The organism is Pseudoalteromonas lipolytica (assembly GCF_001306915.1).
Lineage (GTDB): Bacteria > Pseudomonadota > Gammaproteobacteria > Enterobacterales > Alteromonadaceae > Pseudoalteromonas > Pseudoalteromonas simplex.
Genome location: NZ_LJTC01000008.1, coordinates 124,120 through 145,037 on the forward strand (window position 1 = coordinate 124,120; position 20,918 = coordinate 145,037).

17 protein-coding genes and 1 pseudogene are annotated in these 20,918 nt (G+C 40.9%); 14 read left to right on the plus strand and 4 right to left on the minus strand.

Annotated elements, in window-relative coordinates:
* Window position 1 precedes the first annotated feature (1 nt).
* The gene (locus AOG27_RS12855; RefSeq protein ID WP_054553418.1) at window positions 2-349 is read left to right on the plus strand and encodes a hypothetical protein; all 348 of its coding nucleotides are present in this window, start codon (window positions 2-4) and stop codon (window positions 347-349) included.
* A 19-nt stretch (window positions 350-368) separates the two neighbouring features.
* Complete coding sequence (locus tag AOG27_RS12860) at window positions 369-713, plus strand: hypothetical protein (RefSeq protein WP_054553419.1); 345 nt, start codon at window positions 369-371, stop codon at window positions 711-713.
* A gap of 498 nt (window positions 714-1,211) precedes the next feature.
* Here AOG27_RS12860 and AOG27_RS12865 read toward each other — a convergent pair whose 3' ends face one another.
* The gene (locus tag AOG27_RS12865; RefSeq protein ID WP_054553420.1) at window positions 1,212-1,712 is read right to left on the minus strand and encodes a lactoylglutathione lyase family protein; all 501 of its coding nucleotides are present in this window, start codon (window positions 1,710-1,712) and stop codon (window positions 1,212-1,214) included.
* Window positions 1,713-1,807: 95 nt separating this feature from the next.
* On the opposite strand from AOG27_RS12865, the gene AOG27_RS12870 reads away from it, so the two are divergent.
* From AOG27_RS12870 to AOG27_RS12890, 5 genes are all read left to right on the plus strand, one after another.
* Window positions 1,808-2,674 carry a LysR family transcriptional regulator gene (locus tag AOG27_RS12870; protein ID WP_054553421.1) on the plus strand — a complete coding sequence of 289 codons (867 nt, stop codon included), beginning with the start codon at window positions 1,808-1,810 and terminating at the stop codon, window positions 2,672-2,674.
* Window positions 2,675-2,872: 198 nt separating this feature from the next.
* On the plus strand, window positions 2,873-3,466 hold the full coding sequence (locus AOG27_RS12875) for a class I SAM-dependent methyltransferase (protein ID WP_054553422.1): 594 nt from the start codon (window positions 2,873-2,875) through the stop codon (window positions 3,464-3,466).
* Window positions 3,467-3,721: 255 nt separating this feature from the next.
* Complete coding sequence (locus AOG27_RS12880) at window positions 3,722-4,792, plus strand: HNH endonuclease (protein ID WP_419177734.1); 1,071 nt, start codon at window positions 3,722-3,724, stop codon at window positions 4,790-4,792.
* 412 nt (window positions 4,793-5,204) lie between these two features.
* Window positions 5,205-6,077, plus strand: a complete 873-nt coding sequence (locus tag AOG27_RS12885; protein ID WP_054553424.1) for a nuclease-related domain-containing protein — start codon at window positions 5,205-5,207, stop codon at window positions 6,075-6,077.
* A 152-nt stretch (window positions 6,078-6,229) separates the two neighbouring features.
* Window positions 6,230-6,955, plus strand: a complete 726-nt coding sequence (locus AOG27_RS12890; protein ID WP_054553425.1) for a hypothetical protein — start codon at window positions 6,230-6,232, stop codon at window positions 6,953-6,955.
* Window positions 6,956-6,996: 41 nt separating this feature from the next.
* Here the strand turns inward: AOG27_RS12890 and AOG27_RS12895 are convergent, their stop codons facing one another.
* Window positions 6,997-7,851, minus strand: coding sequence for a LysR family transcriptional regulator (locus AOG27_RS12895; protein WP_054553426.1), 855 nt, complete (start codon window positions 7,849-7,851; stop codon window positions 6,997-6,999).
* A 159-nt stretch (window positions 7,852-8,010) separates the two neighbouring features.
* Between AOG27_RS12895 and AOG27_RS21975 the strand changes: the two are divergent.
* The 3 genes and pseudogenes from AOG27_RS21975 to AOG27_RS12905 form a co-directional block, all read left to right on the plus strand.
* Window positions 8,011-8,154: pseudogene (locus AOG27_RS21975) on the plus strand (DUF2798 domain-containing protein); the annotation flags it as partial.
* On the plus strand, window positions 8,151-8,432 hold the full coding sequence (locus AOG27_RS12900; protein ID WP_054553427.1) for a putative quinol monooxygenase: 282 nt from the start codon (window positions 8,151-8,153) through the stop codon (window positions 8,430-8,432). The pseudogene AOG27_RS21975 and the gene AOG27_RS12900, both read left to right, overlap by 4 nt.
* 610 nt (window positions 8,433-9,042) lie before the next feature.
* Window positions 9,043-9,738: a hypothetical protein gene (locus AOG27_RS12905; protein WP_138618960.1), complete on the plus strand. Its 696-nt coding sequence runs from the start codon at window positions 9,043-9,045 to the stop codon at window positions 9,736-9,738.
* A 237-nt stretch (window positions 9,739-9,975) separates the two neighbouring features.
* On the opposite strand, the gene AOG27_RS21610 is transcribed toward AOG27_RS12905, so the two are convergent.
* Together AOG27_RS21610 and dgt are read right to left on the minus strand one after the other, a co-directional pair.
* Window positions 9,976-12,360, minus strand: coding sequence for a hypothetical protein (locus AOG27_RS21610; RefSeq protein ID WP_054553429.1), 2,385 nt, complete (start codon window positions 12,358-12,360; stop codon window positions 9,976-9,978).
* Window positions 12,361-12,469: 109 nt separating this feature from the next.
* Window positions 12,470-13,927 carry a dGTPase gene (gene dgt / locus AOG27_RS12915; RefSeq protein WP_054553430.1) on the minus strand — a complete coding sequence of 486 codons (1,458 nt, stop codon included), beginning with the start codon at window positions 13,925-13,927 and terminating at the stop codon, window positions 12,470-12,472.
* A gap of 219 nt (window positions 13,928-14,146) precedes the next feature.
* Here dgt and AOG27_RS12920 point away from each other — a divergent pair, with 219 nt between their 5' ends.
* The 4 genes from AOG27_RS12920 to AOG27_RS12935 are packed head-to-tail and all read left to right on the plus strand — an operon-like array spanning window position 14,147 to window position 20,865.
* Window positions 14,147-15,559, plus strand: coding sequence for a glycerophosphodiester phosphodiesterase (locus tag AOG27_RS12920; RefSeq protein WP_054553431.1), 1,413 nt, complete (start codon window positions 14,147-14,149; stop codon window positions 15,557-15,559).
* 10 nt (window positions 15,560-15,569) lie between these two features.
* Window positions 15,570-17,885 (plus strand): carboxypeptidase-like regulatory domain-containing protein, encoded by a 2,316-nt coding sequence (locus AOG27_RS12925; protein WP_054553432.1) that lies wholly within the window; start codon window positions 15,570-15,572, stop codon window positions 17,883-17,885.
* Window positions 17,886-17,901: 16 nt separating this feature from the next.
* Window positions 17,902-19,659, plus strand: coding sequence for a hypothetical protein (locus AOG27_RS12930; protein WP_054553433.1), 1,758 nt, complete (start codon window positions 17,902-17,904; stop codon window positions 19,657-19,659).
* Window positions 19,660-19,671: 12 nt separating this feature from the next.
* Window positions 19,672-20,865, plus strand: coding sequence for an alkaline phosphatase family protein (locus tag AOG27_RS12935; RefSeq protein ID WP_054553434.1), 1,194 nt, complete (start codon window positions 19,672-19,674; stop codon window positions 20,863-20,865).
* Window positions 20,866-20,918 lie beyond the last annotated feature (53 nt).

The following is a 20,918-nucleotide window of genomic DNA, read 5'->3' on the forward strand; positions in this document are numbered from 1 at the left end:
AATGCCTAGTATAGATAAGTTTGCTCTGGCAAGTATGTTCATCTTTATGGCTTTAGCGTTTATTTTTGTGGTCTTATTTGCACGCATTTCTATCAAACACATAAATAAAAAAATGCTAAAAGATAATATTACCCCTCCGCTTTGGGACAAAGGTGTTGGCGCTAGCGCCCCTTTTTACGCTATGGCAATATTTTTTAAACGCTCGCGATTACCCACACCTCTTTTTGATGGCCGTTTTATAGCAAAACATGCAAGGCCGGTAGATAAAGTTTTAGCATTCTTGCACCTTTTCACAGTGGCAGGGCTCACAATCAGTGTGTTTACAGCCATGTATTTAGATACAGTCTAAATAAAAGAGAACTTGCGAAATGGGTTTTAAAATCTTTATTTTCTACTCCCTACTCGTATTTACAGTAGTTACTTTTGCTTCAGGCGTGCTGTTTTATAGAGTATCAGTTAAGTATATAGATAAGCATATGGAAAAAGATGGAGTATCTCCGCCTAGTTGGGATAAAGGCATCGGCGCAAGCGTTTCGTTTTATATATTTGCTATGTTTTTTGAACGTTCTCGTATACCGACGCCTATGTTTGACGGCCGTTTTGTCGCAAAGTACACAAGAACATTAGATAAAATTATTGGTGCAATCCATTTGGTTTCTATTATCGGAGCTGTACTCAGCCTATGTATAATAACTTTTTTAAAGCATAGCTAGATCTACGCGTTTATTTACTAAAATATAAGTAACCGGGTGAAGTATATTAAAAAATTTTTATACTCAACTCAATTCTATACTGCACCATTTTCTTCTTTTTCCTAATGATGATAATGACTATATTCTCGAGAATATCAGTAAGGAATATTAATAATAAAATGCCAGAAAATGGGGCTACCCACCTAGTTGGGATAAAGGGCTTGGAACAAGCACTCCTTTTTATGCACTTGCTATTTTTTTAAAATAGCTCGTCAGCCTACACTACTGTTTGATGGTAGGTTTGTCTCCAAATATGTAAGGGCAATTGATAAATATCTCGTTTTTTGCATCATCTCTCTACATTTGGCTTTATCGCAATGTTAAGTGGAATAAAAAGACTCAAGTACATCGAAGTTTAACTTTTCATCATTTTGGTAAATCCAAATGATAAGTAACGATCTACTTTCGTAAATCGTTACTTACTATAATGGCTAGCTAATTACTAATTTATGGGCTTAATTAATAAGCGCCCTCACTGTAAGTTAATTCGTAGCTGTGGCTATAAATTTCTAAAATATTGCCAAACGGGTCTTCCATATAAATCATGCGGTATGGTTTTTCACCTGGGTAATAATAACGTGGTTTTTCCATACGTTTTTTACCACCTGCAGCAACAATGCGTTCTGCAAGCTCTTCAACATTAGGATCTTGAACACAAAAGTGGAAAATACCTGTTTTCCAATACTCAAAGTTATCTTCTGGATTTTGTTGGTTTTTAAACTCAAAAATCTCAACCCCAATTCGATCACCCGTTGATAAGTGAGCAATTCGGAACTTATCCCAGTTAGCACCAAAAACATCAGTACACATCTGGCCAATAGGGCTATCATCTTCGGTAATTTCCGTTGGCTCCATAATAAGATACCAGCCTAATACTTCGGTATAAAACTTAACGGCCGCATCAAGATCCGGAACAGAAATACCAATATGCGAAAAAGTACGTGGGTATGTATTACTCATAATTAACTCTCCTAAATAAGAATGAGTTTATAGTTTACGAGTGCCTAGGTATTAAGTTAAATTATCATTTAACATTCAAATAAGTATATTTTGTTATGATAAATCCGGTTTGGTTAAAAACATTTTGTGAACTAGTCGAAGTCAATCACTTTACAAAAACAGCTGAGCGACTGTTTATGACCCAATCAGGCGTAAGCCAGCATATTAAAAAGCTAGAACAGCAAGTTGGAGCTTTATTGCTAGAGCGACACGGCAAACAATTTACACTTACTCCGCAGGGCCAAAGCTTATACAACAGAGGTAACCAGTTACTAAAAGAATGGCAATTTTTGGAGCAACAAATAAAAAATGATTCACCTTTTGAAGGCCGCGTAAAAATACAATCGCCGGGAAGTTGTGGGCTTAAGTTTTATAACGAATTGTTAAGCTTGCAATCAAAGCACCCAAAACTTTTTATAGAATATGCGTTTGCGCCTAATTCGGGGGTCGAAAAGGCCATAGCGAGTCATCAAATAGACATTGGTTTTATGAGCCAAGCACCTACAATGCTTGAGGTTACAGGGCACAAAATCGCTAATGAACCCTTGTTATTGATAACGCCAGCCCAGTTCAAAACTATAGATTGGCAGCAACTTTGCCAATTAGGTTTTATTAATCACCCAGATGGAAAACATCATGCACAACAGTTATTAAGTGCGAACTTTGCAGAGTTTGAATCAATAGCTCAGTTTGAGTGCAGTGGTTTTTCGAATCAAATCAACTTAATTCTAGAGCCAGTAAGTTTAGGGCTTGGCTTCACTGTACTCCCTGCTCATGCTGTTAGTGCGTTTCATAATCAAGAAAAAATACACGTGCACACACTAACGCACCCCGTTTGTGAAGATATATATGCATGCCATCATCGCAATAGGCCATTAGCCAAGCGAATGAAAACAGTTATAAATGAAATAAAAAGCCTTTAATCAAGCGATACTAAAATTGATCATCTTTTTTATTCTCACACCTCGTAACTATGATCTCCTATTTCTCTCCAACTAACTTCTAATGCCTACCCTAAAACCCTTGATTTTTAGCATTTAAAATCACATTTCATCCTTTGCGTTACCTTGCTTTAATGGTATTTTAGCGCCAAGCAATCTTGCCCCTATAAAGGAAGTAAAATGGCATCCCAAACCGTCGAATACTACAACCAAAATGCGCAAGCATTTGTAGATGCCACACTCGATGTAGACCTCAATGAACTTTACGACGAATTCTTACCGCTGATCCCAAGAAAAGGCGCTTTACTCGATGCCGGTTGTGGCTCTGGCCGCGACGCTTTCATCTTTAAAGAACGTGGTTATAACGTAGATGCATTCGATATCAGCCCAGCTATGGCAAAGTTGGCGTCAGAATACTTAAACCAAGACGTAGCTGTAAGCAGCTTCCTAGAGCTAAACGAGGTTGCCAAATACGATGGCATTTGGTGCTGCGCAAGCCTTATTCACGTAGCAAAAAACGACTTAACCGACGCATTCAATAACCTTGCCCGCGCATTAAAGCCTCAAGGCATCGTGTATGTATCGTTTAAATACGGCGACGGCGAGCGCGAACACAACGGTCGCGAATTTACCGACCTAAACGAACAAGCCCTTGAAAGCATTATTAAAGGCACAGACCTATTTATCCTCAAGTCATGGCAAAGCGCCGACCAACGCCCAGAGCGCGCCACAGAAACATGGCTAAACGCCATTCTGCATAGAAGAACGATTTAATAATTTATATGCGGTATAGCAGGCTATACCGCAACTCTCCTAATATTGTATGGGTTTTAGAGTATAGCTCTACCTAAAATCCTATATTTTCAATAGCTTTTCATGCTAGATTGTTCCTAAACTAAATCGCCAATATTCAAGCTACAACAATGCGTTATGAGCATAAGAAGCAAATATGTCGGCGTAAACAGGGAACAGTTCATGAACTTTAAAGCACTTTTCAAAAGTACACATAAGGCTTGATTGATGATGGCCATGCAGCAGCAACTCGATTTTATTGCTTACATTCAGCGTATGCTGGTGGAAGGCGATTTCAGTGCTACCTATAAGTTTGCACTATTGCATGCGTTGGCTGATGTTTGTGTTGAGCAACCAATGATGTATGAAGCTAGCGAGTTAAACATTGATCTTGCTAAGCTTGCTGAAAAGTTAATAGAGCTTTATTGGCACCATGCTGTACCATTTTCTTCTGCTCATAGTGGTGAAAGTGCTTTACTAAAACAAAACTCGGGTGCGCAATCAAAAGTAATTGCGGTGCTATATGAGTGCCAGCAAAATAATATTCGTAGCTTGCGCCAGCTCAAATTAAGCCCTTACTGGCACACCACTTACAAAGCTGCATTAGACACGTTAAAAACAGGCCCTTTGTGGCGCTTACAAATTCTCGCTAAGCAAGAAGAGTGCTTTTTATATCCGCACACAAAAGGCAAAAGCTATATCACTCTAAACGCAGGCATAGCCGCTTGTTTTAGACGCTTTTACGATTTAGTTGTCTATTTAGCTAAGAATGCATGGCTACAAAAGATTCAAAACATTAAGCATAACCAAGCGCTTATTGGCCCTCAAAGCCAACTGCATGACTTTTTATTTGGTTTCGACCGCACAGCACTTAATAAAGCAAAACCAGTTTTAGTCGAAATACAAAAAGGCCAGTGCTTTTATTGTCAAAAGCCACTCACAAGTGCTATTGAAGTTGATCACTTTATTCCTTTTGCTCGCTACGCTAACGATTTAGGCCATAACTTTGTTGCCGCCCATCGAAGTTGTAATAACAGTAAGCGTGACTTTTTAGCAGCCCAGCTTCACCGCGAACGTTGGCAAGATCAAAATCTAGATCGTCACAGCCAGCTGCTTACTAATGAACTAACTCGCTATTTTCATTGTGATGTAGATAAATCCCTTGCAGTAAGCAACTGGGCATACCAAGTTGCAAGCAGCAATGGCGCAAAACTTTGGCTTGCAAAAGATAGGTTTGAGTTGGCGGGAAGTAAAAATGTCCAAGCGTTAGATTTAGTCGCGCAGACAAAATACAAATATGATTCTTAATGAGCTTAGATACAAATTTCACATAACTTTTTTAAATGAAAACAAGCAATAACTCAATGCTAAAATTAAAAGCTGCTGTTAAAAATATTCCCCGTGTTCAAACCCGAAATTGAATTAATTTAGAGGCATGGATGCTATAAAAAGCGTAGCTTGGCCACGGGTGAGAAGCGAAGCTTTGAACGAGAGGATATGGATATCCGAACTGGGGTGCGTACAGGGATGTGTAAGTTGTGCCTATCTACGCTGTTTTCGTTCATTTAATTAATTCAAATTGAAGGAACAGTGTGAACCTCGGGGCGCCGATAGATTCCAAAGAGAAGTCGGCGTTTACTTCTCTTTGGTTGCCGTCGCCAACGCGACATTATTAAATAATTGATGTATAAAGAGGGAGTTAACAGAACAAGGACCTGAAATGGATAACTTCATAGCACAAGGACTCAGCCTCTTATTTGTAATAGGAGGAATATATTCAATATTAGGTGTTATTTTTTTAAGAGTATGGCTTCATCAGAAGCAAGCCAAGTTACCTGTAGATCGAAAAAAATTTACTCGCGTAGCTGCACAAACACTTAACGATCAAGTAAACGATAAGGTCTTTAATGTTGTTGGTTACATAGGTTTAGCTGCTTTGATTATTACAATGCCGTTTGCCCTCAAAGGGATTACCGAAATGTTGGCAAGCGGTCAATTGAACTACTTTTTTATAATTGTAATTATTGTCGGCTTAATTTACACCGCCAGAAAATCGTGGTTTGAATCAGACCTGTTAATTAAACTAAAACTAGGGCGAGACGCTGAGTTAGCTGTTGCATCTGAATTAATTGAGCTTCAATCTCATGGGTATCAAATATTTCATGATATTCAAGCTGATGGGTTTAATATTGATCACTTAGTTATTGGGCCTAATGGTGTTTTTGCGATTGAAACAAAAGGAAGGCATAAGCGCGTTAAAGATGATACAAACTACAAAGTCCGATTCGAAAATAATCTACTTGCCTTCCCATCTTGGAATGAAAACAAGCCAATTGAACAAGCAGAAATACAAGCAAATTGGGTTTATAAATGGTTAAGTGAAGCAACTGGTTTTCAAACAAAAATAACCCCAATATTGTGTTTTCCAGGTTGGTTTATAGAGTTGAAGCAAAGACCACCATTTCCTATTGTTTCCCATAGACAGTTAGCAAAAACTATATTGTCGATGCGCCAAAACCAAATAGATGGAGCTATGCAAAAAGCTATCTGCTATCAAGCTGTGCAAAGAAGCTTAAATATTTCTAAGGTTTAATTGATAGAGACTAAATTTAATGCTTATTTTGAGTAGGCAATTTGCATCGGAAGTTTTCTAAAGCGATTGTTTTGGCTAGCTTCTATCGAATAAATATCTCCCTTGCTAACACATAGGGAGTAATTACAACCAAATTACACAGAAGTAATGTTATGAATAAATGGATTTTATTACTCGCTACTTTGCTTGCGAGTTTCAACACGGTTGCTGATGAGCAATATTCAAAAAGTCGCTGCGATAGTATTGAGGCTGAGCGCGAGAGCATTCGTAAAAGAATGAATCGTAGCTACACGGCTAAGCAAGGTGAGCGGTGGAATCAACGTTTAGATGAGCTTTTTACGCTGCTGGCGAGACACTGTAAACACCCAAAAAGAAGTTCTGGTAATGGCGGTAATTATACGTATCGCTCTAACCTTACCGCACTTTTAAACACCAAAGTACATAACTCTACGGTGTATTCAAATTCATATAATGACGATAAAAAGCGCCAAGCTTGGGGGCAATTTTATCAATTACCAAAACGTTGTAGAGCGAAGAAAATTCTGCAAGCTGATTTTGTATGGTGTAGCGAAAATAAAGCTGAGCAAAAGGCGCTATTTGAATCGGCTTGGAGCGGTAATTCAAAAGCAAGCCATAAAGATATTGTTATTACAGTAAAGCCAACCATTACAGAAATTAATGCAAATAAAACTACAAGCCAAGCCGTGATAAAGAATCCGGTAATCGAAGCACCTGTTAAACAAGTTTCAACTCCTTCAAATGAGAGTGTTGGTCCGCAAGTGACAAAGTTGAATGATCTTAAAATTTGGCAATTAGCCTTGGCAGGCATTGCGGCCATGTTGTTTGTGTTTGGTCTTTATCGTTGGTTTAAAGATTGAGTTATTTGACGGGCTAAAGCCCGACCTACGATGCCTCGCAACTACAGTTTCAACACCTCTCCTTGTAAACTCGGTGAGTTTGCAATACTGGTTTGGAGTTGCTCTATCAACAACTGGGCATTCGCTGATGGTGTGCGTGAATGTGGCCAGAGGGCGTAAATTGGCCTTGCGGGAATATCGTGGGGGGAGTCGATATAACTAAAGTTGCTGGTGTCGTTTATACAGCAAATTTCGCTCATGGGTAATAAGCCAATGCCATAGCCTGCTTCAACCATTCTTCTGGCGATTGTAATATCAAAGCAAAAGCTTGTATGTTCATACTCGGTTTTTAGTTTGTTAAGTAAGCCGCTGGGGAGTTGTGACTCTGAATAGGGCAATATCAACCTTGATGCTGGCGCATCTTTCTTTTTAATTAGCTTAATTGCGATCATGCCTAGGCGCTTTTGAAAATAGCTTGAGTCTTGTTGTTCGCCGATGCGAATAGCTAAGTCAAAACGTTTTTGGCTTAGTTGGCTGTTGGCATTACTTGGGTAAATGTGGAGGTTTAGCGCAGGGTTTGCCATCGCAAACTGATTAACTGCCCCCATCAGTGGGCCCGCAATGATGTTTTGTGGGCACAACAGGTAAAACTCTTTTGCGGCGGGTGAGTCATTTAGTTGCTCAAGCTGGCTGTTAAGAGCAAGCACCTGCTCGCCTAATTCGTTATAAAGAGATTCGCCTTTGGCGGTTAACACAATGCCGCGGGCTGTGCGTTGCAGTAATGGCTCGGCGAGTTTTTCTTCTAATGCCTGAATGCGCCTTGATAGGGTTGATAGATTCAGTCCTAAATCTTTTGCTGTTTGGCTCATGCTTTTACGGCGCGCTATTTCAATAAATAAATGCAGATCATCCAGCATACGACTCCCTCAATCTTAGTTTGCATTTTCGTGACTGTTGCCACTTGGCCTGTGCAAATATAGTAACGCCAAGGAGGACATATGAAAATTCATTTTACTTTTACTGCGGCATTTTCGTTTTTAATGTCGTTTTTACTTTCGGCGTGAGTCACTTATGTCAACTTAGGGCTGAGCGATACATTTTTTCTAAGTTGGATGAAGGCATTTGCTAATGCGTGGCCTGCTGCGTTTGTGGTGGCTTTTACGGTTGCCCCGCCAATTAGGGCATTGATTTTAAAGTTATATAGTAAGGAGTCAGTATGATTAATATCGTGGCAAAAATTACCCCAAAGGCGGCATTATTTGACGACTGTAAAGGGCGTTTACAGGGCATATTAGCAGCCACTCGTGCAGAGCCTGGTTGTAATCGTTTTGAATTGTTTGCGAGCAAAGAGCAGCGTTGTTTGTTTTTAGTTGAGCAGTTTGAGTCGCAAGCCGCCCTTGATGAGCATTATGCTCAGCCTTATACCCAAGCGGTGTTCGCATTTTATGAAAATGCGTTGGCAGAGCCAGTTGAGGTAGAGAAAGTGGAAGAGCTTTAGTTTAATATGCACAAAGAGGATTAAGAGGCGCTGCGCTTTAGAGAAGAACATTAATTGGCTGTATCTCATTGTCTTCTCATTCACTTCTCTTTGTGAATAAAAATATTTGAACTTTAGGGAGCACCGAAGCGCTTCGCGCTGCATAGAAAAACCCATTTAAACCTTTCAAATTTCATACTCTCAAAATACAAAACAAGTTTTACGCCGACAGGTAAAAAAATAGGCTACTGGGTAAGTACTGCTATTCGTAGCCTAGTTTACAAGGTTGAAATGGTTACAGCATATGCAGAATTTGTTTGGCTTTTTCGCGGGTTAAACACGCGGCCATTGGGCGTTTTGCAAACAGTTTGGCTGAGACTGTTTGTTCTTTGCCTATGTATTGGTTATGCAGCTGTTTAAAGTGTGGTTACTTGAGCAATATGCATTGGATGATAAACAGTTTTACTTTGGCAAGAATTAATATTCAGATTTGTTATTGCTCTTTCACTTTGTGAGAACATAAATCGAACTAGCAATTTATCAGTCTTTCAGGTGAATTTAGCGCAGATTTGTTGCAGTTTTATTTGAAGCTGTTAGTCTGTACCTCTAAATTTTACAGTGACGTAAATTCATGTTTAAACGGACTTTAATGCTTACAGTGCTATTGCTAGTAGCTGTATCTACACGGGCGAAAGAGCCAATCCTTTCTAATGAGTGCAAAAGTATTCAAACTGAGCGCGCTGAATTGCAATCTGCGTTAAGAAAGTCTCATGTACTTGATAAAATAGAAATTTATAAACAGCAAATTCAGAACTTATCTGCTCGATTTGCTGAAACGTGTTTTACCAATGAACAAATAGCTGACCGTAAAGCTGCGCTTTTTAATCCTGATATTAGTTTACTTGAAAACCAACTAGCTAAACCGTTGTCTCAAAAAGCTTATTTAGAAAAACAAGCTGCGTGGCAACGTTTTTACGTGATGCCAACACGCTGCTTTAATCAGCCTCTTGAGCTTAAATATCTAGATTGGTGTATTGACAATAAACAGTTTCAATTTCAGAAATTTGATACGCTCTGGCAGCAAAAGAATACACAAATCGCGCGTTCTGAAGCTAAGCTGACAGATTCGTTTCATGAGTTTGTGCTGCCAAGTAAAACAGAACGAGCAAAACTGAGTGCGCAACAGCAATTAAAGCGCTACAGCAACACAACAGATTCCTTCTTACCGACCAATATAATTGTATTATGTGTTTTAGCGGTATCAGTGTTTTTTGGGCTGATTTTTATATTTCATTGGTTGATGCGCCCACGACCTGTGGTGAAGTGAGTATACAGTAGGCGTGAAATTTATTTCGCGCGCCATGCAAGCATAGGCACTGGGCTTTAGGCGCAAGGACGAGATATGAAATCGCTGCTACACATTCGTCTCTCGAAACTCACTTCTCGTTATTTACTCAAACCATTCCCGGCTAAAGCCAGTCCTACGGGGGAAACAATAGGCACTGGGCTTTAGGCGCTAGGACGCGGCGTAAAATCTGCTACAGGTTCGTTTCTCGTTACTTAATCACTCATCTGTTTTAAGCTGTTTAGCGCGTTCTTCTGCATCAATAAGAGCTTGTGATTTTGGCTGTTTGGTTTTACTTTTTATCACAGGCTTTTCGTCAGAATTTGGATCCCACGTAGGATCAAGTGATAAGTTTGCAAATGGATTATACGGCTTATCATCTTGTTGCTCGGTCTCTAAATTTGTTTCTTTATCAGCTTCATCAGAGTCACTAGACATCTCTTCTAGCATATCGTCGTTACTCAGTTCGACAGACAAATCAACCGTATCTTCAGCAGGTTTTGTTGGTTCTTCAGGGCTAAATGACGCAGGTTCGTCCTGTAGCTCTTGTTCAAGCGCTTGTAAGGCTTTTGCTAAATCATCATCGCTGATGTCGTCGTGATCGTCTGTTGTGCTTGGAGCCGTGACTGTTTGTTTATCTTCAGCAAAATGATCAGCAAACGATAAATCATCACCCATCAATGACGATAAGTCATATTCAGGCACGTCATCTTTAGACGGCTCGTCGTCGGCAATAGGCTCTTTTGTTGAATACTCATCAAAACCAAATGATGACGAACTCGTAAAGCTTGGCTCGTCAAACTCTGGTTTCTCAAGTTCATCAATTTCAGGTTTTTCTAGCGCTTCGATTTCAGCTAAAACAGGTTCATCGTCAGCAATAGGCTCTTTTGTTGAGTATTCATCAAAACCAAACGATGACGAACTCGTAAAGCTTGGCTCGTCAAACTCTGGTTTTTCAAGCTCATCGATTTCCGGTTTTTCGAGTTCTTCTATCTCGGCTAACACTGGTTCATCGTCAGCAATAGGTTCTTTAGCTTTATACTCATCAAAACCAAACGATGACGAACTTGTAAAGCTTGGCTCGCCAATCTCAGGTTTCTCAAGCTCATCGATTTCAGGTTTTTCTAGCGCTTCTATCTCAGCTAAAACTGGCTCGTCGTCGGCAATAGGCTCTTTTGTTGAATACTCATCAAAACCAAATGATGAAGAACTTGTAAAGCTTGGCTCGTCAATCTCTGGCTTCTCAAGCTCATCAATTTCAGGTTTTTCTAGTGCTTCTATCTCAGTTAAAACTGGCTCGTCGTCGGCAATTGGTTCTTGAGTTGTGTACTCATCAAAGCCGAATGATGACGAAGCGGAATCTCTCGGTTCTTCTAGTTCAGGTTCCTCTGCTTTTGGATCCGTTTCTTCATTGATGCTGTAAGATGAAGCAAGGCTCGCTAATTTTAGCTCTTGCTCTAGGCCTCGTTGCTCATCTAAGAAGTCGTCATCAGAGTCGTTTACGTCTTTATCGTCGTAACCAAGTTCAAGATCATTAAATTGCTTGGCGTCAGCAAAATCATCAGCTGTTTGTGTAGATGGGGTTTGTGGCTTTTCACTATCATGCTGTGCACTAAAGTGCATTAGCTCAGAGAGATCGTCGTTATCATTTTTTTCGGTTAATTCGTTTGTGAAGTCAGGTAATGAATCAGTGTCTTGCTGTGACTGCTCTGAGTTTTCATCTAGCACGGCAGCCGTTGCTGCTTGAAGTTCTTCGGCTTCTTTTTCTGCTGAAGCTTGCGCTTGGGCCGCTGCTTTTAGGGCTTTAGCTTGCATTAAGCTTTGCTCAAGCTCTGAGTCTGCATCAGTATTTTTATTTTGACGAATACGAACAATCACTAAGCCTGCAACAAGTAGTACTAGCAAGACAATTAAACTTGGCATTAATAATGAGCTTGAAGAACTATTTTCACTTTCATAAGGAGCAGCAGGCTCCGGTGTAAATGCTGGCTCAACAGGTTCTGCCTCGACAGCTTTTCTTACATCTGTAGTTTCACTGTTTTGCGAACTATCAGGCGCTGCGTTATCAAGCTGTTGTTCCATCACAGGAGAGGTTACAGGCTCGGCCACAGTTTCTGTCGGGGTATCAGAGATTATAATGCGATCAACGTCAGCGGGCTCTTCTGTTTGCTGCACTGGTGGTGTTAGCTGTGTATTTTGCGTTTCTAGTGGTTCTGGCTCTATTTGTAATTGTTCTGCAGGCTGTTGCGGCTCAATAATCTCTGATGCTTGCTCAACTGTAGGCTGTGTTGGTTCTTCAGGCGTACCTTGTATTGCTCCTGAATGTCGAGTTGAGCGGGTGCTATTACCCTGAATTACTGGTTCAACGGGTTGTGTTGGCTGTTGCTGAACTTTAAGGTTTGAACCATTATTGAGTGGGGTAGGATTTTGGCAATTTTTTTCGTAATTTCTGGCAGCTGAACGATAATTTTTGTTGCTAGTGTTGTTACGATACTCATGCATTTGTTGCTTTAACAAAATACACATAGCTTCGTTGTACTGTGCTTTTGATGTAAAGCTCAGACTTGCAAGTAATAGTAATAAAGTTGTTTTTATAATTGGCATAGTTTCCTGACCAGTAAGGTTTATCTGGTTACCCAAACAATGAGTTAATTCTAAGCCCAGTAGGGCAATTTATCCACATTCATTAAATAATTTCAGCGAAATAGCAAAGTCAATCGATCACCATGAGCGCTCGGTATTCGTCATAAGCAAATTGGTCGGTCATTCCGCTGATGTAATCTTGAATTAAACGGCAGCGAAAATAGAACTCGTAGGCGGTAAAATGATCCGGTTCGGCTTTTAGAGCATCAATGGCTTTTTGATAGCTATTTAAATGTTTGTTAGATAGTTTTTTCACCAAACGAGTTTCAATTAAGTAGTGTTGATCGCCTTTTAAAACCCGTTTAAAAGCATCGGCGTCAAGGGCAAGTAAGGGCTTGTAGCAATCAAGTAAACCGCTAATGATTCGATAACCTTGCAGCTCTAAGCGCTCTACCTCTTTGTGGCAAAAAACGTGCTTTAATGCCACTTGTTTTAAGGTGAGCGTGACGGCGTGCAGGTGGCTACGATCTTCTAATAAAGCTTGATTAAAATCACCGTGGTAAATGGCTTCTATGTTGCTGATAAACCGTTCTGCTGCGTAGCTTACTAATGGGTGTAGCAAGGTCACGCGTAAGTAGATAAAAAATTCGCTGTTAAAATTGTAAGGCTGTTCTTGTGCTTTACTTAACGCATAATCAATGGCTTTTTCGGCAAAGTCGCTGTGTTTGGTATCATCAATCGTTAGGTTTGTGAGTGTGCGGGTGTATTGCTCTTTTAGCTTGTTGCATAGCGACTCAACACTAATAATGCCTTTTTCTACCGCATCTTCTATATCGGCCAAACAATACGAAATATCGTCAGCGGCTTCCATAATGTAGCTTGCTGGGTGGCGGCAGTATTGTTCAATTTCGAGTTCAGTTTGCAGTGCTTCTACAAAGGGTTTTTCGCTAAAGTAGTAGCCCACTTTTTTCATTAAGTAGTTTTTATCTTGCGGGCTGTCTTTTTTCGCCATGCTGGCTGGGCGAGTATATTTTAAAATTCCGGCACTTTGGCTGTAGGTTAAGTTTAGTGATAACAATGAATGAATTATGCGAATACCTTGGGCATTACCTTCAAAGCTTTTTATATCTTGGGCTAAGTGTTTAAAAATCACGCTGATGCCAATGCCTTTACAGCGCTCTGGGGTTAGTGTGTCTAAGTGTTTCTCGAACCACTGATTAATGGCTGCTTCGCCAAAGTGACCAAACGGTGGGTTGCCAATATCGTGCATTAGGCAGGCCATTTCAACGAGGCTTTCTAGTGGCCGCTCAAGTCCAGATAGGCCATATTCTTTTTGCTTTGCATCACTAAGCTTATTAAAAATGGTTTGCACAATAAAGCGGCCGACCTGTTGCACTTCAAGCGAGTGAGTCAGCCGTGAACGCACTGCAGCATTGCGCTCAAGTGGAAATACTTGGGTTTTTTGTTGTAAGCGGCGAATTGCTGCACTGTTAATAATGCGGCCCCGATCACTTTCAAGCGCAGTGTGTAAATTATTGGTAGAACGCATTTCGCGTGCTGGGGTAATTTTTTTACCAAAATCGATCATTTTTCGTTCCCACAAAGCGGTAAAAATCGGGCTTTTATATGTTGTTAGCAAAACTTTGCTAGTTATTAAATTTAATCTAACAGCTTGTATCTTAAATTAAAATATTCATTTTTATTAAAGTTATTACTTTAAATTAAGTCCTTTATTCATATATTATTCAGTTTCACGCACTTCTTCATTATCTTGAATTAGAAAGGAAAGCCTTTTGGCTGTATAGCAATGATGCAAACTCTGTCTAAAAAAACATGGCTGCTAGCCAGTATTCTTTTGTATTGTATTGGTTTAACTGCTTGTAAAAGTACCCCTGAAACAAATACTGAAAACACCTTAACAGTAGTCGAAAAAAATGCCATTAAGGCCAAACAGGATGCACTTCGCGCCCGTGGTTTTTACGAAAGCCAGCTAGGTAATATCAATTACGCTACAACGAGGCAATGCAGTAACTTTAATTTACAAAGTCACCGTGGCTCAATTCGCTACGCCGAAAATTCGCTTAACGCAGTAATTGATGCTATCGACAACAACTTTGATGTTGTTGAAATTGACGTGCGTATTACCCGTGACGATGTGTGGGTTGTGCATCATGATGCTCGCACCGGCCGCGAAACAGGCACGGTTGATAATAAGCGTCGTAAAATTGAGTCGATGAACTACAAAAAAGAGTGGGGCTATTTACGTCATCGTAATCAAGATACTGGGCTACTTACCGATAAAATGCCGCCATCATTTAGAGAGCTTGCTGCTACGTTTGCACGCTATCGTAAACCCCATCAAAAACTGAATATCGAAATAAAATCAAAGGCCTCAGTTAACGATTTAAAAATGCTTGATTACTTGGCATATGAGTTTGTTGGCGGCGGAAACTACTTTTTTAGTAGCTTAGAAATGCGCAACCTTACTCGTATGCGCGACATTAACCCAGACATTTATTTGGCATTTATTCAATCACCGGCAAAAGCCTCAATGAATAAGCTAGCAAGTGATCTAAAACGCGGTGCTGGGAGCGATCCTATTTATGAGCGTAACAAAGAAGAACTTGAAAGCTTGCAAGCACTTGGAAATCGTTACCATCGTGAAAAGCGTTACGACAGCCCTGTTAAGCTTGATAAATTGGCAAAGCAGCTAAAACGTAACTTTGGCTATGTGCTTGATATTCGTCATTACAAGCAAAGTGCAGCTCGCTTGAAACCAGTTGCTAAAGCGCGCGGCATTATGATTGCTACATATTCAATTAATGGTCACGACTATCATGAGCGCAGCTTATTAGCGCAGTCACGTTCGCTGCGTCCAGACTCGGTGATCATGGACGACACCGTATATGGTTTTTGTTCTGTGTTCGAGTTGCCAAAAATGCAGCCGTTTTTTAGTGATGACCCAGAAGCTAAGTTAATTGCTAGTATGCCTGCAGACCTTGATTTAGAACGCTTAGATGAGCTGTATGCTTATAAAGCTAATCAGCTTTATCCTGCGGTGGGCGGCACGCTTAAATCAACGCAAGCACAAACTTATATTCCCAAAGTAACATCGACTCCTTCAGCGCCTAATTTAGAAATAGGGACTCGCCAAGCCGATGAAGACTTTAGCCTAGAAACAGATCCTGCTGTTGAACTAGAACTACGTAAAAAACAATAAGAACAAAACTATGACTGATTTAATAAAGCCGTTTTGGTGGCGCTGCTTGCTACTTGTTTTAGCTACTTTATATTTATTACCCGAAGCAATTTTTAATGCCCAATTAGTGTCATTAGTGGGGTTAGGCACTCCTTCAGCAGAAGATCTTGAACACCTTGAAATTTATGGCCGAGCAGTGTCTGGAGTAGGTGTTGCGCTGCTGTTAGCTGACTTTTTACCTAAAGCCATGGTTGCTAAAGTTGGCCGCGGACTTATCTCGTTTATCGCTTTACTGTGTTTAGTTTGGCCAGTGGTGTTTTTTGGCCAGAAGTATGTAATTGAAAAGACCTTGATTGAGCCCTCTACAGCAGAGCAACGTCAGTTTGCTACGTACAGTGCAGCACTGCGTGATGCTCTAGCAATTAACTCGATTAAAGTGAATGATCTCGATTATAACCCTGAGCAATTACATAGTTCAGAGAACTTAACCTTTTTGGCGCTATTTGGTGGCTTACTGTATAGCGACGCCGCACTTTCAGATAATTTAGAGCAAGATAAACGTAAGATCATCGCTGCTTTTGTGCAGAAGAAAGCGTATCAAGATTTTGATAAACATTATAAAAACTACAGCCAGCTATATGATGAGCTGGTGGTTAAATACAAAGCCTATGCTGATGGCAGTAAAAAGTATAACAACACTTTGGCTGGAATAGGTGAACGTGAACAAGGTTATTGGCAGCAAGTTGAGCAAGAGATCAACAGTGGCTGGAGCAAGTATCAGCAAGCACAAAAAGCCCACATTGCCAAAGCATCGGCACGAGCGCAAAAGTATGGCCCTAAGATTTATGATTACCATCACAGTATAGCTAAATGCCGTGAGCGTTATGATAAGAGCAGCGAAAAAGATCGCCGTAATCGCTGCTATGAGCGCGAAGCAGCAGACTACCGAAGCACTATTTTAAAAGCGGGTATTGGCTATATAGAGCCTGATTACTGGCTTATCGAAGAAGAAATCTCGGCTGCAGAAAATGCCGCAGGCACTATTTTGATGGGAGTGCTCACTGGCGGTGTTTATACAGCTCTGCAAGCGGCAAGTTTAGCAACCGGTGGCGATGGTGGTCTTAAGGATAAACGCTACAAATACACCGATGATCCCGATCATTATCAACTGCGTTTTTTACAGCATCCGAACTTTCATAAGATGTTTGTTAGCGAGACAGGTTACCCGTTTACGGTTGAAAACTTAGTGGCGTTTCGTACTCACGAAACAACGCAAAACAAGCTTAGAGCACACTTTGCTAGTAAAGGTTTACAACTTGAAAGCAATTGGAATGTGAATCAACGCCAAGCGTTTGCTAATGCAGTCGCAACCAAAGTTACCAACGAAGCGAATGCACAATGGCAAAGCGAAATGCGTAAACGTGGCATGAGCATAGAGCCAAACTTAAGCTGGGTTGCGTTTCAGTTACACCCGCAAATTCAAGCTAAAATTGCCGACAGAATGGGCGATTTATATGTGAAAAACATTCGCGCCGATTGGAACAAAAAGAACTTTAAAGACAAGGTGCTTGATCCAAACATTGCAAAACGCACCGACAAATACCTAGCTATGCTTAATAGTTCAGAAGGTAAATTTGCAGATGGTGGCGAGTATGCTGAGTACGGTAAACAAGCACTCCGTTCGGTGATTATTCCGCCTATTTCGATGTCGTTGTCACTGTTTTTGATTTGCTTAACCTTTAGCAAGCTGCCGTTAAAACTATGGCAATTGATTAAACCTCAGCAAGAAAAGCAACCAACCACTGCTGTATCTGTTTTGCAAAAGCTGATTATGCCAGCGCTGATTTTGATAGTGCCAGTAATGTTTGTGCATAACACCTTTACTGAAGACGACCAAAGCCCTGTTAACTACTTTTTAGACAAGGTCGATGAATCGAGCAATCCGGTGTTTAGTTATGCGATTCGTTGGACTTTGCATGCGCAGCCTTTGCTGCATCCTCTAGGCTTAGAATTTGAAGAAAAACTGCATATTTACGAGAGTTTTAGTCCAGTGAGCCATGCTTTAGCTAAGGTTGATATTTTGCGTCATGGAGATGCCAACTTAAGTGCAGAACAACAGCAGCGCAGACAATACATGGTTGAGCAAAAAACTAAGTTAACAATCTCCACGAATGCGGCGAATGCCACAATTCGTATCATGAATATCGGCCCGAAGTATCGTCCTGGCATGACGTTAAAAACGGGTGCTTATGATATTCAAGTATCGGCGCCTGGATATAAAACGTATCGACGTTGGCACCAAGTTGATGCTGGTGAACAAACATTAACCATTGATTTAAGCAAGTAATTAGCAAGGAATGAAAATGCAACATTGCCAAAATACGGTGTATGCCACCGACCTCCACTGTTGTGATTGTGGAGAAGCACTTGAGCAAAAAAGACAAATGCACACGGTTGAGGAACTCAACCCTGATTTACTGGTTGATGTAAAAAACTATGCGCCACAAGCGGGTACGATCACAGGTGTTGTGAAGTCAATGTATTACTATAAGCGCCGCTATAAAACCAATAACGACAACATGTTATATGGTTATTGGTGGCTAGAAGTAGAAGACAAAGACGGCATTATTCATGAGTTTAGTGTTGATGCAGAAAAAGATGTAATTGCTAACCTACAAAAGGGTAATGTGATCACTGCTTTTCAGGAAACACCGTTAACGCTTAATTATCGCATTGCTGATGGCAATGCTAGGCGGATAGTTAAAAATGACCGCTTTATGCCAGTTGTGATTGTGCATTTTGCCGATCAACAATATCGCAGCTGGGACAAAACCATTAGCCGAAACTACACTGGTGGAACGATATTGTGGCTGGTGCTAAGTGTTATTACATTCTTAATCATGTTGTTAGCTGCAAAGCTTGAGTTTTTGCCTGCGCTACTTGCGTCATTGCCTGTGGCAATTGGGGTGTTTATGGCAGAGCAAAACTACCATAAAAAAGCCAAAGCCAAACAAGAAGCAAAGTATGATGCGATTTTAGCGGCAACAGATGTGATGCTATCGACCACCCTAAATCAATTGGGTTATAACATGCTGGCAAGAACGCCGAGTAAGTCAGATGTTATTTGTATCTCGTGTCAGCAGCGTATCAGCCAAGATGCGGCACATTGCTATTGCTGTGGTGCTAAGCAACATGTTGAAGCGATTGCTGCAAACGAACAGTCGCTTGCAAAAGATGATGAGCAAGCTATTAGCATTCAAAAAGCGTTAGAGCCAACTATAACCAAACCAACTAGTATCGCTGAGCTTGAGCATGCCATTATGGATGAATATAGTCTTGCGTATGAAAACGATTACGTGCATAAAAATGTTTGGGCACGTAACGAAAAAGGCACTATTCGTCATCGTGCTGTGCTTGGTAAAGTATTAGAAAAAGAGCAAAGCGCACATGCCAATGAAACACGTGAAACAGTAACCACCACTGAAACAACAACCACCTATCGAGGTGGCATGTATGTGGGTAGCGATGTAAAAGAGCGCGTAGAGGTATATCGCAATCGTAGCACGACTTTAAAAGGCGAAATTATGCTTGAAACGGCCACAGGTGAGCCGTTTGTTTTTAAAGCCGGTGAAGATTTATTGGGCTCAGTTGATATCGGCGATTGGGTGTATTACGCCTACAGCAGTGTAGACACAAAGCGTTATTATAAGTATTACCGAGAGTATGCGGTTAATGTGAGTAAAGACATTGCCTATGGCAACTCATCAGTACGTAGCTTTGGTATGGTACATGGTTTTAACCGTATGGTACTGCTTGGCCTTACGTCAATAGGGCTAGCGTGGTACTTTGATGCTCAAGATTTTTACCCGTTGATAAATACACTCGTACCAGAGGCCGGGATTGATTTACTCAATAATTACCCGCAAGTGGTCGAACATTTAGATGGGCTTCCGGTTGCTGTGTTTATTGTATTAAGTGTGGTTACAGGCATTTGGGGCTTTATTTATAGCCTAATAAACGGCTCACGTTTAAAGCGTAGTGTGAAAAAGCTTGAGAGCATGATCACAAAATTTTCAAAACAGTTTGGTAACGTTTCTGAGCAAATTAACAAATTGAACTAAAAAGGGTTTCGCATGCGTATTTGGCAATTAGTTTTAGCGGGTATATTAGTGTTTAGCTCGGCTGTAAAAGCGGAGCAAGAGCAATCTGTGGTCCTTATTTCGATAGATGGCTTTCGTTGGGATTATATTGAAAAACACCATGCAAAACACTTAAAAGCAATCAGTGAGCAGGGCGTACGAGCTAGCAAAATGCGTCCTGTTTACCCGACCAAAACCTTCCCGAATCATTTGTCGATTATTACCGGCTTGTTGCCGGTTAATCATGGCATTGTCGAGAACCGCTTTTGTGATACTGAGCGCAACGACTGTTACAAAATGGGGAAAGGGAAAGATGATAGCACTTGGGTGAGTGGTATTCCGCTTTGGAACCTAGCGCAAATGCAGGGCTTAAAAGCCGCAACCTATTTTTGGCCTGAATCAGATGCGCGCTTTAACGGTATGTTGCCTGATTACTTTTATCATTATTCAAAACACAGTGATTACCAAAAGCGTGTTGATCAAATTATTCAGTGGTTGAGCTTACCAAAAGCGCAGCGTCCACGTTTGGTTATAAGCTACTTTTCGCTGGTGGATAGCATGGGGCATGAGTTTGGCCCAGATGCCAAAGAGACTTATGACGCAGTGCAAAAGCTCGATAGTTTAATGGCTGATTTATCGAGCCGTTTAAAAGCGCTTGATGAAAACATTAACTTGGTGATTGTGTCTGATCACGGAATGACCTCTGTTGATCCAAGCCTTAGTATTAAAATTGATAGCTTGCCGCAAGATGAAAACTTCATAGTGCAAAACACCGGCCCTCGGGTTTTATATTATGCAAAACCAGATAGCAAAGCAGACATCAACGGGTTCAGCAAAAAGCTTGCTAAAGCCGCAGATGGTCGTTACGTCGTGCTAAGCGAGCAGCAAAAGCGTGATTATCACTATAATAAAGGCCCGCGCGTTGGCGATATTATTTTACAAACCGACGCACCTCGTGTGTTTACCGACAGTAAAATGGCTGGTTACCTAGGCACTCATGGTTACGCTTACAGCGAAGATATGGCCGCAACCTTTATCGCCACTGGCCCCGCCTTTAAACAAGGCCTTCGTTTAGACGAAGTAAGTAATTTAGATGTGTACCCGCTGATCGCTAAAATACTTGGCCTTGAGATTTTAAGCCCAATCGACAGCGACGGCGCAAGTTTGTGGCCGGCTATGAAGCAGTAAGCTTTGAGTTAGTTTGTGCCAGCACATTACTAAGGCTAAATACGATACCGTAG

Excerpts from the sequence above, each read along its gene's own strand:
- AOG27_RS12855 (WP_054553418.1), top strand. The coding sequence starts at position 2 with ATGCCTAGTATAGATAAGTTTGCTCTGGCAAGTATGTTCATCTTTATG.
- AOG27_RS12860 (WP_054553419.1), top strand. The coding sequence starts at position 369 with ATGGGTTTTAAAATCTTTATTTTCTACTCCCTACTCGTATTTACAGTA.
- AOG27_RS12865 (WP_054553420.1), bottom strand. The coding sequence starts at position 1,712 with ATGAGTAATACATACCCACGTACTTTTTCGCATATTGGTATTTCTGTT.
- AOG27_RS12870 (WP_054553421.1), top strand. The coding sequence starts at position 1,808 with ATGATAAATCCGGTTTGGTTAAAAACATTTTGTGAACTAGTCGAAGTC.
- AOG27_RS12875 (WP_054553422.1), top strand. The coding sequence starts at position 2,873 with ATGGCATCCCAAACCGTCGAATACTACAACCAAAATGCGCAAGCATTT.
- AOG27_RS12880 (WP_419177734.1), top strand. The coding sequence starts at position 3,722 with ATGCAGCAGCAACTCGATTTTATTGCTTACATTCAGCGTATGCTGGTG.
- AOG27_RS12885 (WP_054553424.1), top strand. The coding sequence starts at position 5,205 with ATGGATAACTTCATAGCACAAGGACTCAGCCTCTTATTTGTAATAGGA.
- AOG27_RS12890 (WP_054553425.1), top strand. The coding sequence starts at position 6,230 with ATGAATAAATGGATTTTATTACTCGCTACTTTGCTTGCGAGTTTCAAC.
- AOG27_RS12895 (WP_054553426.1), bottom strand. The coding sequence starts at position 7,851 with ATGCTGGATGATCTGCATTTATTTATTGAAATAGCGCGCCGTAAAAGC.
- AOG27_RS12900 (WP_054553427.1), top strand. The coding sequence starts at position 8,151 with ATGATTAATATCGTGGCAAAAATTACCCCAAAGGCGGCATTATTTGAC.
- AOG27_RS12905 (WP_138618960.1), top strand. The coding sequence starts at position 9,043 with ATGTTTAAACGGACTTTAATGCTTACAGTGCTATTGCTAGTAGCTGTA.
- AOG27_RS21610 (WP_054553429.1), bottom strand. The coding sequence starts at position 12,360 with ATGCCAATTATAAAAACAACTTTATTACTATTACTTGCAAGTCTGAGC.
- dgt (WP_054553430.1), bottom strand. The coding sequence starts at position 13,927 with ATGATCGATTTTGGTAAAAAAATTACCCCAGCACGCGAAATGCGTTCT.
- AOG27_RS12920 (WP_054553431.1), top strand. The coding sequence starts at position 14,147 with ATGATGCAAACTCTGTCTAAAAAAACATGGCTGCTAGCCAGTATTCTT.
- AOG27_RS12925 (WP_054553432.1), top strand. The coding sequence starts at position 15,570 with ATGACTGATTTAATAAAGCCGTTTTGGTGGCGCTGCTTGCTACTTGTT.
- AOG27_RS12930 (WP_054553433.1), top strand. The coding sequence starts at position 17,902 with ATGCAACATTGCCAAAATACGGTGTATGCCACCGACCTCCACTGTTGT.
- AOG27_RS12935 (WP_054553434.1), top strand. The coding sequence starts at position 19,672 with ATGCGTATTTGGCAATTAGTTTTAGCGGGTATATTAGTGTTTAGCTCG.